This window comes from Psychrilyobacter sp., assembly GCF_049671765.1.
GTDB lineage: Bacteria > Fusobacteriota > Fusobacteriia > Fusobacteriales > Fusobacteriaceae > Psychrilyobacter.
Window position 1 is genome coordinate 1 of sequence record NZ_JBATVM010000308.1, and the last position, 14,453, is coordinate 14,453.

Consider the following 14,453-nt stretch of genomic DNA (forward strand, 5'->3'; position numbering starts at 1 on the left):
AGACATAAAAGGATGTTAATATATGGATAATAAAAATAATAAAATAGAAAAAATAGGAATTTTCGGGGGAAGTTTTAACCCTATCCATAGAGGACATATAGAGATGGCAAACCTAGCTATTAAAAAACTTAATTTGGATAGGTTATATATTGTTCCTGTAGGAACTCCTTGTCATAGACCTGATAGAAACTTTGTAAGTAGTAGTGACAGAATGGCGATGATTAATTTAGCCTGTTCAAAAAACAAAAAGCTCTATCCTTGTGACTACGAGATCAACTCTGAAAAGGTATCATATACCTATGATACCCTCCTAAAAATCGTTGAGATCTATCCTGACGCCCTTATATATGAAATTATTGGGGAAGATTCTGCAGAATATTTGACCAGTTGGAAAAATTACAAGGAGATGATTGATCTCTGTAAATTTGTTTTTTTCAAAAGAAAGGGATATCAGTCGGATACCCATGGGCTTCTGACTATTGAAGCACCACTATTTGACCTTAGCTCTACCATAATCAGAGAAAAAATTAAAAATAACGAACCACTAGATAAATATATAGTTCCAGAAATAGAAAATTATATAAAAAAATATCAATTATATAGATAAATTTAAGTTTAAATTTTACAACAAGTATAAGGGGGCTCAATATGATAATCAAAGAATGCGAAACAAAAAAGGTTACCAGCGAAAAACCACGTGGGGGACATGGTCTTATCCACGGAATGCAATATCTTGTAGGAGATGAAATGACTAATAAAATAAAGGTAGTTATGGCAAACGATCTTGAGGTAGGAGCTATGATAGGGGAACATTCTCATACAGATGATGAGGAGTTTTACTATATTATAGATGGGCAAGGAGAAGTTATCGATGATGGGGTTACAAAAGAAGTCAGTGCTGGAGATTTAGTTTATACAGGTTCTGATCACTCTCATTCATTGAAAAATACAGGAGATAAAAAATTAAAATTTTTAGCTTTTATCGTTGAAAAATAGGGGATAAGACCTTTTATCTAGTTAGGATAATTTAAAGTTTTATAAACTTTTATTCATTAAACATATCTCTAATTTCTTAAATAATAATAAAAGAGGGTAACTCAAGTAGAAAATCTACTTATGAGTTATCCTCTTTTTTTAGAAAAAGTTTGACATGTTGTATATTCAATGATATATTAATCACATAAAGTATTGTAATTAATATAAAATTATAATTAATATAAAAGGAGTGTGCAACCATGAAAAAAGAAAAGGTAATAGTAATCGGAACAAACCATGCAGGAACTCATTCTATCCTTGAGATAGCTAATAAATATAAAGATACCCATGAGGTAGTTACATATGACAAAAATGATAATATTTCATTTTTAGGATGTGGAATGGCTCTATGGATTGGTGGAGTAATTGACTCTGGAGATGGACTTTTCTATGCTACACCTGAATCATTATGTGAAGCTGGAGCAGAAGTTCACATGAAACATGATTTTAAAAATGTAGATTTTGATAAAAAAACTATAGAGATAGAAGATCTAGAAACTGGAGAAATGAAAACTGAAACTTATGATAAACTTATCTTTGCAATTGGATCATGGCCTATCTTACCTCCTTTACCAGGACATGATTTAGAAAATATTATATATGCTAAAATTTTCCAAAATGCACAAGGTGCAATTGAAAAAATAAAAGATCCATCTATTAAAAAAGTTACCGTTGTAGGAGCTGGATATATTGGAATTGAATTAGTAGAAGCTTTCAAAGAAAATGGTAAAGAAGTTACTCTAATTAATGATATGGATGTATTAAATAGATATTATGATCCTAATTTTCAAGAGATGATGAGATCTAATTTGGAAAAAAATGGAATTATTATGCAATTAGGCGAAACTGTTACTGAATTTAAAGGTGACGGTAAAGTAAATAAAGTTATCACAACTAAAGGTGAATATGATACTGATCTAGTTCTTATGTCAATTGGATTTAAACCTAATACTAGAGTCCTCGCAGATACAGGGATAGAATTAACACCTAGAGGAGCTATCCTTACTAATAATAGAATGGAAACAAATATTAAAGATGTTTATGCTATAGGAGATTGTGCTACTGTGTACAACAATGCTTCTAATCAATTTGAAAACATTGCTCTTGCAACAAATGCTGTAAGAACAGGTATCGTTGCAGGTCATAATGCTTGTGGTACTCCACTAGAGATGCAAGGAGTGCAAGGGTCTAATGCAATCCATATATTTGGATTGACACTATGTTCTACTGGATTAACTGAATGTGTAGCTAAAAGTTCAGGAATGGAGGTTGAAACAGTTGAGTTTACAGATCTAATCAAAGCTGCTTTCATGCCAGAAAATGATGAAATTACAGTAAAAGTAGTCTGGGAAAAAGAAACAAAGAGAATTATAGGAGCTCAAATGGCATCTACTTCAGATATCACATTAGCACTACATTTCTTCAGTTTAGCTATCCAAGAAAGATACACTATTGATAAACTAGCACTTACAGATACATTTTTCCTACCACACTTTAACCAACCACATAACTTTATTACTAAGGCTGGTTTATTAGCACTAGGTAAACTATAGAAATTATAATACTATATATTAACCTTTAAAAACAAAAAGCTCCTAATCTTAGATTAGGAGCTTTTATTATTCTTTTTTATTTTATCTATTTTTTCTATAAAACGGAACTCCCAATAAAACTATAATTATAGAATATAACATATAATGTGGCTGATTTATTGTTGCGCTTATTGTAATACCTATACCACCAATTGCTGCTAATATTGGAATAATTGGATATAACGGCACTTTATATGGTCTATCTAAGTTAGGTTCTTTCTTTCTCAAGATGATTAAACCTATAAATAGTACTGAATAAAAAGCCCATATAATTGCTACTGGAATATCTGCAAATATATCAATACTCATATCAATTACAAATGGTGCTAAAAGATATAAACCACTTATAATAAACATTAAAAATCCAGATTTTAATGGTGTATTAAACTTTGTACTTACTTCTGAAAAATAATTTTTCATAGGGAAATGACCCTCAATAGCCAATGTATAAGGAAATCTTATAGCTGCTAAAGTTAATCCATTTAATGTTCCATATGCAGATATAACTATACCACCAAAAATAGCTTTTGTCGCCATTGGTCCAAATAGAAGGTTCGCTGCTCCTACTGTCCCTTGTTCTGCTAATAGATTAGCTGGTAAAGTCTTAAGTAAAGCAATGTTTAATCCTACGTATAAAACTATAATTAGACCTAATCCAAAAATAATTGCCTTAGGTAAATTTTTAGTTGGATTTTTTATTTCTCCACCTATACTACAAGCTAACATCCATCCATCATAAGCAAACATTACTGGTACCAATGCTGCTAATACCAAACTCATACTAAATGGTGAACTTACTCCTTCTGCCACGCTAAATGGAGTTGGATTTGATCCATTTAATAAACCAAAAATAAGTAATCCTGCTAATGGAATGATCTTAATAGCTGTTATAACTGTCTGTAGTCTTCCACCAGATTTAGCCATAAATAAATTTATAACAAAAACTGATAAAAATGCAGGAATAGATATCATGGCTACATTTGTAGGAGTACTTTCTATTCCTAAAAATATTGTTGCAAAGAATCCAGTGTAGTATGCTAATACTGCTACTAATCCTGGCAGATATAAAACTACATGCATCCATCCAGTCATAAATCCAGCAAAATCTCCATAAATTCTTCTAATATAAGCTACTAATCCGCCAGTTTCAGGAATAGCTGCTCCTAATTCTGCTGCTGTTAATCCTGCTAAAATAGTAATAGTTCCACCTAATACCCAAGCTACTATTGCTACAGTTGGGTTTAAACTTGCTGCTTTTAATATTGCTTCTGCTTTAAAGAATATCCCTATCCCTACCACTATTCCAATTACCATTGCTGTCGCTACTGACAGCCCGTATTTCTGTTCTAATTGAACCTCTTTTATTCCCTTCACTAATCCCACACTCCTATTTTTTTACTTTTACATCTAATTTCTACTCTATTACTCTAATACCTTAATCTACACTTTAGATATAAAAAACTTTAGTTATTTTATCATGAATTCAAGGAAAAGTCAATTTTCAAAGCTTAAATCTATTTAGTACTTTAAAAATTATAGCCTAACAACATTAAAAATAAAATCCCACATAAATCGATCTTACTCTATGAATTTATTATTCTATGTGCCGTGGCAATAGCTACTTCATTTAGATGTAATATCCCAATATTTAGGAGAACTGCTACAGAAATATCATCCTCTATTCTAACCAATGATATCTTTCCCCCAACATTAAAGCCACTAGTTTTATTGCTAACTTGATTTAGAGCGTCTCGTACTGCTCCTACTATGATCCCATTATGACTTCTATTATCTTCAACTAATCCATTTTTTATTGCAGCCACTATTGAATTTTCTATTATTTTAATAGTCATATCTGGCATTTTTCCACCTATATTAACTGCCGCTGTTAATATCCCATTTTTTTTGTATTCTTCCTTTAATTTTTTCTCTTCTTCCCTAGTTGTAAGTACCATTTTTATAGCTATTTTAGAAATTTCATAACTTTTTTCCTTCATTTTTTTTCCTCCTATTTTATTTTCTTAGAAAAAGGGTTACCCTTTTTAAGGTAACCCTTTTATATTATTTCTCTTTTTCTATATCTTTATTTACTTTTTTTCTTCCCCTTCACTCTCATCTTTAGTTTCAATTTTAACTTCATTTTTAGTTTCTTTTTCAGTTTCTGTTTCTGTTTCTTCAACTTCTAAAGGAGAATCTTTTAATTCAAAAGTTTTCTCTTCTTCTTCTTTTTTAGTTAATTCTTCTTTTAGTTCATCTAATCCTTTAGCAACTACATCTGCTAATGGTTTTAATGGCTCTAATTCGCCTCCATCCATAAGAATGTTAAGCTCTACTCCAGTTATTGTTTCTCTTTCCAATAACGATTTTGCTATCTTATCTAAAAGATCATAGTTATCTCTAAGGGTAGTTTTAACCTCATCATAGGCTTCATTGATCATTTTTCTAATCTCTTCATCTATAGATTTAGCTGTTTCTTCTCCATAAATTTTATTTTGGAACATATCTCCCTCTTTGGTAGCATCTAATAATACAGGTCCAAATCTATCAGACATTCCTAATTTAGTTACCATAGCATGTGCTATTCCTGTTGCTCTTTCTATATCGTTACTAGCTCCAGTTGTAATATCCCCAAAGACTACCTCTTCAGCTGCTCTACCACCTAATAGCCCTCTTAAATCAGCTAAATATTCTTTTCTACTTCTCAAATATCTATCTTCTGTGGGTAAACTCATTGTGTAACCAAGAGCTGCCATTCCACGAGGAACTATTGTTACTTTATGAACAGGATCTACTGTATCTTTATAAAAAGTCTGAATCATTGCATGCCCTACTTCATGATATGCTACTATATGTTTTTCTTTTTCCACTGTTACTCTTGATTTTCTAGCAGGACCGATAGATACTTTTTCAGATGCTTCCTCTAGGTCTTCCATCATAATAACGTCTCTATGTTGTCTAGCTGCCAATATAGCCGCTTCATTTAATAAGTTAGCAAGGTCTGCTCCTACAAATCCAGGAGTTTTTTTAGCTAACGTATGTAAATCTACATCTTTCCCTAATTTCTTACCTTTAATATGTACATGTAATATAGCTTCTCTTCCCTTTATATCAGGTTTATCAACAACAACTTGTCTGTCAAATCTTCCTGGTCTCATAAGAGCTTTATCTAAAATCTCAGGCCTATTAGTTGCAGCAATTACTATTATAGTTTCCTCAGTACTAAAACCATCCATCTCTACTAGAAGTTGATTTAAAGTCTGTTCTCTTTCATCATTTCCTCCACCTTGACCAGATCCTCTCTTTCTACCTACTGCATCTATTTCATCAATAAATACAATACAAGGTGCTGCTTTTCTAGCTTTATTGAATAAGTCTCTTACTCTAGAGGCTCCTACTCCTACGAACATCTCTACAAATTCAGAACCAGATATAGTGAAAAACGGCACTGCTGCTTCTCCTGCGACTGCTTTTGCTAATAAAGTTTTCCCTGTTCCTGGCGCTCCTAATAATAAGACACCTTTAGGTATACTAGCTCCTATTTTTTTATATTTTTCAGGCTCTTTTAAGAAATCTACAACCTCAACTAATTCTTGTTTAGCCTCCTCAATACCTGCTACATCATCAAATTTAACATTGGAGACATTCTCTCCATTGTCTTTAGCTTTAGATTTCCCCATATTAAATACACTAGGACCACTGTTTCCTCCACCTTTCATCTTATTCATCATAAATATCCAAATTCCAACCAATAATAACATTGGGAACCATGAAATAAGTATTTGAACTATAAGTGGTGTCTTAGCTGGATCTTCAGATTTTATTTCAGCTTTTGTTTGAGTCAAGGCTTCCATAAGATTAGGATCTTGGGAAATTCTATTAGATATCATTCTAGCTCTTATAGCTACTGTATCTTCTAATTTTTTTTTCCCAATTACGTAGCCTTCTTTTTCTTGAACTACTTTAAATTCTCCATTATTAGCTTTTTTCAAAAATTCTGTATAACTAACTATCTTCTGATCTTTTGTTTTAGCACTATTCATCATTGATGGTAGTGACATAATTATTGTAACAACGAATAATAGCATTATCACTGTTTTAAAATTGAATTTCTTTTTAGGCTCTTTTTTAGATCCTTTACCATCATTTTTATCAGTGTTTTTTCTATCTTTTTTTCTCATACCATATTTTAATTTATCTTTAAGTTCGTTTTTCCTTTCCTCTAATTCATTATACTCCGTATCTTTTTTTTCTAAGTTTTCCTTCTTTTTTTCCTCTTTTAAATCATTATTGTTGTTGTTTTCCACTGAAGTCTACCTCCTCAATTTTTTCAATTCTCAGTTTTACAGTTTGTTTTTTCAAATCTTCAAAACGCCTATCCCCTCTAATTCCTCCTACCCATAGAATTTCATCTAAATTAGTAATAATCGGAATAGAATCTCTCTCCTCCTTTGGAATCTTCAAGTCGATAAATAAATCTTTTAATTTTTTTTTCCCACTCATACCAACAGGATAAAATTTATCCCCATTTTTTCTTGAGCGAACTGTTAAAACATCATCCTTTCTTAGTTTACAATAAAATTTGTTTTTTCCTTCTTTAGGTTTCTGACCTTCATTAATTAATTGAGCACTTATTTTATAATCATTCCAAAGAATACTCCCTGGGATAGTTAATTTTACAATTAATTGATCATTAAATTTTACTTTTTCTACTTCTACTACCTCTAAAATATCATACGTTTTTTTGATACGGTATCTATAATCACCAGATATCTCCTTACTCCCGTCCGAATAAATCAACTTTTGTATTTCAAGTATTTTATTTCTGTTTACAGATATATCAAATCTTTGTAAATATTCTGAGATAATGGTCCGTTGAATAAACTTTTCCTCTTTTTTTAGTTCCCTTACATCTAAAATATCATTTTTTGTATACTTTTTCAAGTTACTATTAATAATACCATTAAACTCCCCTATATCTGAAATTAAATTTATTATTTTTTCTTTGAAATTAACGTTATATTCTTTTTCTATAGAAGGAATTAAGTTTAACCTAATCTTATTTCTCGTATAGACCTCCTGAAAATTCGTTTTATCTATACAATAAGTAATTTTTTTTTCATCTAAATACTTCAAAATCTCTTCTTTTCTATAACTTAAAACAGGACGTATAAAGAATTCTCTCATAACCGGTATTCCCTCTAATCCCTTAAAAGATGTCCCACGAATAAGACGAAACATAAATGTCTCTACCACATCGTCTTCATTGTGAGCTAAAGCTACTTTGGTCCCTCCTACTTGATCTTTTATCTCCCTAAAGAAACCATACCTTACTTCCCGTCCTGCTTCTTCTTCAGATAATCCATGAAGTTTAGCATATCCTTTAATATCAACTTTTTTTGTATAGACCGGTATATCTTCAGATTTCCCTAAATTTATAACAAAATTTTCATCTCCATCACTATCTTTCCCTCTGAGGCAATGATTTATATGGGCAAAGTATATCTTCAGATCCATTTTATCTTTAATCTTTTTTAGAAGATTGTATAAAAATATTGAGTCTGGCCCACCAGACATAGCTATAACTATTTTATCACCATATTCTATCAATTTTTTTTCTTTATTTAACCTTTCAAATTTTTTTAAATCCATAAAACACTTCCTTTTTTTTACTTACTTTTCCCCTCTTATCATTTTCCAATTAACAAGATAAGTTAATTAGTTTCTTTTATATTCCTCTATTTTTACACCCTTGTAGTAGTGTTTGAGTATCTCCTCATAGTTCTTTCCTTTTTGAGATAAACCATAAGCACCGTATTGACTCATCCCAACTCCATGGCCTGATCCCTTCCCGATAAATAAAAAATAATTTCCACTAGCTTTTACTTTGAATTGTGTACTATAAACCTTCCCATATCCAACTATACTTCTAAATTTATCTCCTGTTATAGTCCGATTTCTACCTCCATACACTTTTATCTTACTAACTCTATTACTTTTTACCTCCAAGACTTTGAGACCCTTTACCTTAAATCCAAATTTTTTAGATAACTCATTTTTAGATATCTTTACTTTCCATTTTAGTCTCGGCGATTTGCTCTCATTTCCCCTATCATTGACCGACCGGAGATATGAGGTTGCATTACCACCCCATACATCTTCATTATTAGCTGTTACTCCTCCACTCGTGGAATAATATAGAGCATTTATTGGCTTCCCACCATATAGTATCACCTTTCCACGGGTAGTATCTACTGATAAATTTATTTTTTTATTTTCTCTATCCATCCCAAGGTACATCTGGGAGTTTATATTGTCAAATAAATCAAATTCATCATATTTTGAATATCTCAACCCATAGTATAAATAGGATCTAGCTGCCAAAGTCTGAGCTTTTATCGCTTCTTCTGGAAAGTAGTGTCCTATCTCTGATGGCACTACAGAATATATATAATCCTCTGACTGTACACTATTTAGTGGTAATACGTTATTTTTATAGGGAATAAATTGAAAATCTCCCCTATATCTACTAAATTTTTTTCCATCTAAACTAATTTTTATAGTCGTTTCAGGACTTCCTTTATGCAGGTATATTTTAGGTGCTCGTTTATCTTTAAATTTTATCTGCTCTCCACTAATTGATATAGTCTGAACATCCCCTATTTTTATCTCATAGGTATAATATTCATCAGATTTTATCTCTATAATAGCACTTCCATTTTCTGAGGTCACATATATTTTTTTCCCTTTAAAACGATTGATTCCAACTACCAAATCATCCTGTACATACTCTTCTCCAAAAACTGTAAGAGTAATAAATAAAAACAAATAGAGTAATTTCATACTAACACTCCTGTATTTTAGTCTCTTTTCCTTCATATATAAATAGCAGTTTTGTCTGTTTACTCTCACCTGTGAAAATATCTATCTCAAACTCCTCCATCTCTGTATTTTTAAAACCTTGTCTATTATTTTTAAATTTTGATTCTACTACTAATTTTTCTACTAATTCATGATATAGATTTTTATCCTTAGAAGATATAAACCACTCTGGATATTTCCCAGGTTTCCCCAAATTGATATAATCAAATTTTAAATATTCTATAAATCTTCTTTCCTTATCACTATCATCTTGCCCAAACTTTTTCTCCTTGTAGAAATCTAACAAGAAATTAAAGATAGCAAGTTTTTTATGGGATACCTTAAAATAACCTTTTTCTTCGTAAGAATTAGCCATATCCAAATAAAATTCAAATGGCGAACTATAAAAATTATTTATCAAATAATCTATACTCTTTACAAAATCTCCTGAATTATAGTAAAAGTCTAAAACTTCCTCTACATCCTTTAATTTTAGAAGTTCTTCATAGGTTATATGATCATTAGATATAACTTCATAGGGTGGAAAGCCCATATACTTATATTCAAATTTTTCTATTTGACCAGATATTTCGGTACCTCTCAATATCTTTAAAAACCCCAATTGAATCATTTCAGGTTTTAACCCATATACATAGTTAAATGAACTCTTAAATGTCTTAAAATCTTCTTTCGGTAATCCAGCTATGAGGTCAAGATGCAGATGGATATTATCCTTTATAGCCAACACATTTTTCGACAACTTTCCTAAATCATTTTTACGTCTAATTAACTTCATAGTGTTATCATTAATTGTCTGTACTCCTATCTCAAATTGAAATAGATCTTTTGGTACTGTAGTCAAAAACTCTATTACTTCATCATCAAATAAATCTGCACTTATCTCGAAATGAAATGTAGTATTCGGTCTATAATTTTTTATTAAAAATTTCCATACTTCCATATAATGTTCTTTCTTTAAATTGAAAGTTCTATCTACAAATTTTACTAGATTAACTCCTGCATCTAAAAACGTCATAAGATCTTTTTTTACCCTAGGTATACTAAAACTTCTAACACTCTTTTCTATAGAAGACATGCAGTAAGAACATCTAAATGGACAACCTCTAGTAGATTCATAATAAAATATTTTACCTTTATTTTCCACTAACTCCCAATTTTCATATGGGAATGGTATCATATCTAAATTTTCTATAGGCAATTCATGCCCATTAAATTTTATCTCACCTTTATTTTCTATATTTCTATAATAAAGTCCTAAAACATCTTTTTCATCTTTTTTTAGAAGATTGGTTATTATTTGTTCCCCTTCTCCTTCTATTACTCCATCTACTTCTTCATAGCTTTTCATGATTTCTATCGCATTATATGAAACTTCTGGCCCTCCTAAATAGATCTTTAAGTTAGGGTTTATTTTTTTTAATTCTACTATAGTTTTAAATACAAATTCTTTATTCCAAATATATGTAGATGCCAATAATATCTCTGGTTTTGATTCTACTACTTCCCTTATAATATTTGGCAGTTGATTATTTATGCTGCTCTCAACCATTGTAAGGTTATATCCATCTACTTGTTCTATCATTTTTTTAATATATCTAATTGCTAAATTTGTATGAACAAATTTACTATTTATTCCTAAAAGTGTTATATTTTTCATATTTATTTACCTCTTTTTATTTGGGTTTATTTTTATTCCTTTTCTGATAATTTACATGTTCTCTATATGTTTTTGTAAAATGATGAGTATTTGTTCCATCATAGGTAGCTACAAAAAAATAATATCCTGTACTAGCAGGGTTTAAACTAGCTTTTATAGCCACACTTCCAGGGCTCCCAATGGGTGTTGGGGGCAATCCATGATTTCTATAGGTATTATATGGTGACTCTCTCTTCAGATCTTTATAGTAGATCCTTCTCTTTTCATATCCAAATATATAGTTCACTGTGGCATCAGATTCTAACCTCATACCTTTTTTTATCCTATTATAAAATACCGATGCAATAATAGGTTTCTCTATATCTACTACAGCTTCCCTTTCAATAATTGAAGCTAATATCAATTTTTTATAAAAATCCAATTTATCTTTTTCAGTCTTACCATATTTTTCTACTGGAAACTGCTTTAAAAACTCTCCTAAAATTGTTTTTATTATCACCTTAGGGCTTGATCCTACTGCAAAATAGTATGTTTCTGGAAAAAAATATCCTTCAAAATTATTATTAGGAGTAATATACGGAAATTTAGTGTCCTTTAAAATATTTTGAAATTCGGATTCAGTCATCATTTCCTTAGATATTAAGAAAGCTTTTATTTGTTCTACTGTAAAACCTTCTGGAATAGTTACTCTAACCATCTCAGAACGGCCTTCTTTTAGGAGATTAAAAAACTCTGATATTGTATATTCCTTATCTAGTTTATAATATCCAGCTTTTATCTCATTAGATATACCTGATGCTCTAAAATATATCTTCAAAAAAATATTTTTATCTATTTCTATTTTATTTAAAAACTCTCCTACATTTTCTCCTTTTTCAAATTCAATTTCTTTTTTTATATCTATTTTTTTTATATAAATTTCATAATAGTATGTACTTATTCCTAAAAAAAATATTATCACTATACTAAAAAGAAATATTTTTATCGTTTTCATTTTTTTTAACTCCTTCTTAATTTTTTAAGTAATACTTCTTACATTATATACTATATCCTTAGAAAATAAAACATTAAAAAAGGGAAGGTATAATTTCCTTCCCTTAAAAAATATTAGTTCTTAGCTTTTTCTACTAATGGTCTTCCACCTTTTCTAGTAGCGTTTAATGCATGGATAATATCCTCTGCTTCAGAAAACGGAACTGTCATAAATGAAAATTCATTCATAATTTTGATATCTTTGATCTTTCTTCCTGGAACTTTAGCTTCTTTGTTAACAATCTCTAATAACTTTTTTGCATCTAAATTATCTTTTTTACCCATTCCAATAAATAATCTAGTTTGGTTGTCTAAAGTTTGTCTTCCACCTCTATCGTTTCTGTCTCTTCTATCGCCTCTGTCATTTCTATCGTTTCTATCGTTTCTATCTCTTCTATCGCCTCTATCATTTCTATCATTTGATCTCATGTTATTTCTGATTTTTCTATAAGTTTCTTTATCAAATTCATCATCATATACATGTCTTAATAATGCTGCAATAACCTCTATAGGATTACTTTCTAAAGATAATTCAGTTGCCATTTCAGAATATACTGAGAAATCTTTCTCTGCAATTATTTCTCCTACACAAGCATATAAACTTTCTTTCTTAGCTTTTAAAACTTCTTCTATTTCAGGGATAGTTGATTTTTTAATTTCTGCATTAGCTACTCTTTTAATTCTGCTTAATTTACCCATTTCTCTAGGAGTAACAAATGTTATAGCTACACCTTTTTTACCTGCTCTACCAGTTCTACCAATTCTATGTACATATGCCTCAGCTTCTTGTGGTATAGAGTAGTTGATTACATGAGTAAGGTCATTTACGTCTATTCCTCTTGCTGCTACGTCTGTAGCTACTAAAATGTTTACATTTTTAGTTTTGAATTTTCTAAGAGTTCTTTCTCTTTGAGCCTGTGATATATCTCCATGGATTCCTTCAGCTTCATAACCTCTTTCAACAAGTTTACTTACTACACCATCTACATCATTTTTAGTTCTACAGAATACGATTCCGTAGAAATCTACTTCTACATCTGCTACTCTACAAAGAGCTTCAAATTTATCTCCATCTCTTACTTCAAAATAAATTTGCTCAGTAAGGTTAGTTGTAAGTGTTTCTTTAACTCTCATTACATCAAAGTCACCCATATATTTTTTAGCTACTTTTAAAATCTCATTAGGCATAGTTGCTGAGAAAAACAACATTTTCTTATCATCATTAGTTGATGCTAAAATAGTCTCTATATCTTCTACGAATCCCATGTTTAACATTTCATCTGCTTCATCTAAGATAAAGAAATCTAAGTTATCTATTACTAAAGTTTTTCTTCTGATATGGTCTTGTACTCTTCCTGGAGTTCCAACTACAATATCTACTCCTCTTCTAAGAGCTCTGATCTGTTGATCCATTGCTTGACCACCATATACTGGAAGTACAGTTAATCTTCTGTCTCCTTTTAAAGAATTGATCTCATCTGCTACTTGAATAGCTAACTCTCTTGTAGGAGCTAAAACTATTGCTTTTACTCCTCTTTTACTTTCATCCATTTGTTCTAAAATAGGTAATGAAAAGGCTGCTGTTTTACCAGTTCCTGTTTGTGCTTGACCTATTATGTCTTTTTCACCGTTAAGAAGAGCCGGTATTGTAAGCGCTTGTATTGGACTTGGTTTTTCAAATCCTTTTTTTGCTAACGCTGCTAATGTTTTATCCGACAGTCCTAATTTTCTAAATTCTACCATTGTTTCCATATTTCACATCCTTATGTTTTATTAAGGCAGGATCAAATTTTATGCTATATATAATGCTTTTATCAGCAATTTATTCCATACGTGGGCATTCATTCGATCTTAAAATCAATACACTTTGAGTCCACCTTTATTTAAATTAACGTCATAGTGTAACATATTAATTGAAATAATACTAATCTTATTTCAATTAGTGTATCTTTTCCGACTTTTCACTTTCCGCATTCCGTATTTTAGGAAAAGAGAAATTCCCCATAAATTTGGAAACTCTCTCTTTATTCTATATATTCATTATTTCTACTACAGTTAACATATGATCACTCAAACGTCTATAGTGACTTAACATATCCATATGTCCTGTACTTAGCATAGGTCTTTGTTTTTTATCACTACCCATTCTTTCTAAATGACTTTTCCTTGCTTTTCTATACAGATTAGTAATTTCAGTAGATTTTTTAACTGCTTCTATTGTTATATCTGTATTATTTGTTACATACGCTGTGTTCACT

Annotated in this window: 12 protein-coding genes; 3 read left to right on the plus strand and 9 right to left on the minus strand. The window is 30.5% G+C overall.

The genetic code is table 11. The annotated features are described in order from the left end of the window. Nucleotides 1-22 precede the first annotated feature (22 nt). From nadD to nox, 3 genes are all read left to right on the plus strand, one after another. On the plus strand, nucleotides 23-607 hold the full coding sequence (nadD, locus tag WBG30_RS14185) for a nicotinate-nucleotide adenylyltransferase (RefSeq protein WP_424505302.1): 585 nt from the start codon (nucleotides 23-25) through the stop codon (nucleotides 605-607). A 41-nt stretch (nucleotides 608-648) separates the two neighbouring features. Next, nucleotides 649-996: a cupin domain-containing protein gene (locus tag WBG30_RS14190; protein WP_424505303.1), complete on the plus strand. Its 348-nt coding sequence runs from the start codon at nucleotides 649-651 to the stop codon at nucleotides 994-996. A gap of 239 nt (nucleotides 997-1,235) precedes the next feature. Next, nucleotides 1,236-2,588: a H2O-forming NADH oxidase gene (gene nox / locus WBG30_RS14195; RefSeq protein ID WP_424505304.1), complete on the plus strand. Its 1,353-nt coding sequence runs from the start codon at nucleotides 1,236-1,238 to the stop codon at nucleotides 2,586-2,588. An 81-nt stretch (nucleotides 2,589-2,669) separates the two neighbouring features. Here nox and WBG30_RS14200 read toward each other — a convergent pair whose 3' ends face one another. The 9 genes from WBG30_RS14200 to WBG30_RS14240 all read right to left on the minus strand — a co-directional run. Further along, complete coding sequence (locus WBG30_RS14200) at nucleotides 2,670-4,001, minus strand: APC family permease (protein ID WP_424505305.1); 1,332 nt, start codon at nucleotides 3,999-4,001, stop codon at nucleotides 2,670-2,672. A gap of 209 nt (nucleotides 4,002-4,210) precedes the next feature. Next, nucleotides 4,211-4,624, minus strand: coding sequence for a HutP family protein (locus WBG30_RS14205; protein WP_424505306.1), 414 nt, complete (start codon nucleotides 4,622-4,624; stop codon nucleotides 4,211-4,213). Between the two features lie 90 nt (nucleotides 4,625-4,714). Beyond that, nucleotides 4,715-6,931 carry an ATP-dependent zinc metalloprotease FtsH gene (gene ftsH / locus WBG30_RS14210; protein ID WP_424505307.1) on the minus strand — a complete coding sequence of 739 codons (2,217 nt, stop codon included), beginning with the start codon at nucleotides 6,929-6,931 and terminating at the stop codon, nucleotides 4,715-4,717. After that, entirely contained in the window at nucleotides 6,912-8,276 is a 1,365-nt protein-coding gene (gene tilS / locus WBG30_RS14215; RefSeq protein WP_424505308.1) for a tRNA lysidine(34) synthetase TilS, read from the minus strand. Before tilS ends, ftsH begins: the two co-directional genes overlap by 20 nt. Before the next feature lie 66 nt (nucleotides 8,277-8,342). After that, complete coding sequence (locus tag WBG30_RS14220) at nucleotides 8,343-9,467, minus strand: SpoIID/LytB domain-containing protein (RefSeq protein ID WP_424505309.1); 1,125 nt, start codon at nucleotides 9,465-9,467, stop codon at nucleotides 8,343-8,345. 1 nt (nucleotide 9,468) lies between these two features. Continuing rightward, nucleotides 9,469-11,163, minus strand: a complete 1,695-nt coding sequence (locus WBG30_RS14225) for a B12-binding domain-containing radical SAM protein (protein WP_424505310.1) — start codon at nucleotides 11,161-11,163, stop codon at nucleotides 9,469-9,471. 16 nt (nucleotides 11,164-11,179) lie between these two features. Then, nucleotides 11,180-12,157 carry an endolytic transglycosylase MltG gene (gene mltG / locus WBG30_RS14230; RefSeq protein ID WP_424505311.1) on the minus strand — a complete coding sequence of 326 codons (978 nt, stop codon included), beginning with the start codon at nucleotides 12,155-12,157 and terminating at the stop codon, nucleotides 11,180-11,182. Nucleotides 12,158-12,270: 113 nt separating this feature from the next. After that, on the minus strand, nucleotides 12,271-13,947 hold the full coding sequence (locus tag WBG30_RS14235) for a DEAD/DEAH box helicase (RefSeq protein WP_424505312.1): 1,677 nt from the start codon (nucleotides 13,945-13,947) through the stop codon (nucleotides 12,271-12,273). A gap of 277 nt (nucleotides 13,948-14,224) precedes the next feature. After that, a partial coding sequence (locus WBG30_RS14240) for a PhoU domain-containing protein (protein WP_424505313.1) occupies nucleotides 14,225-14,453 on the minus strand: 229 nt, incomplete at its 5' end.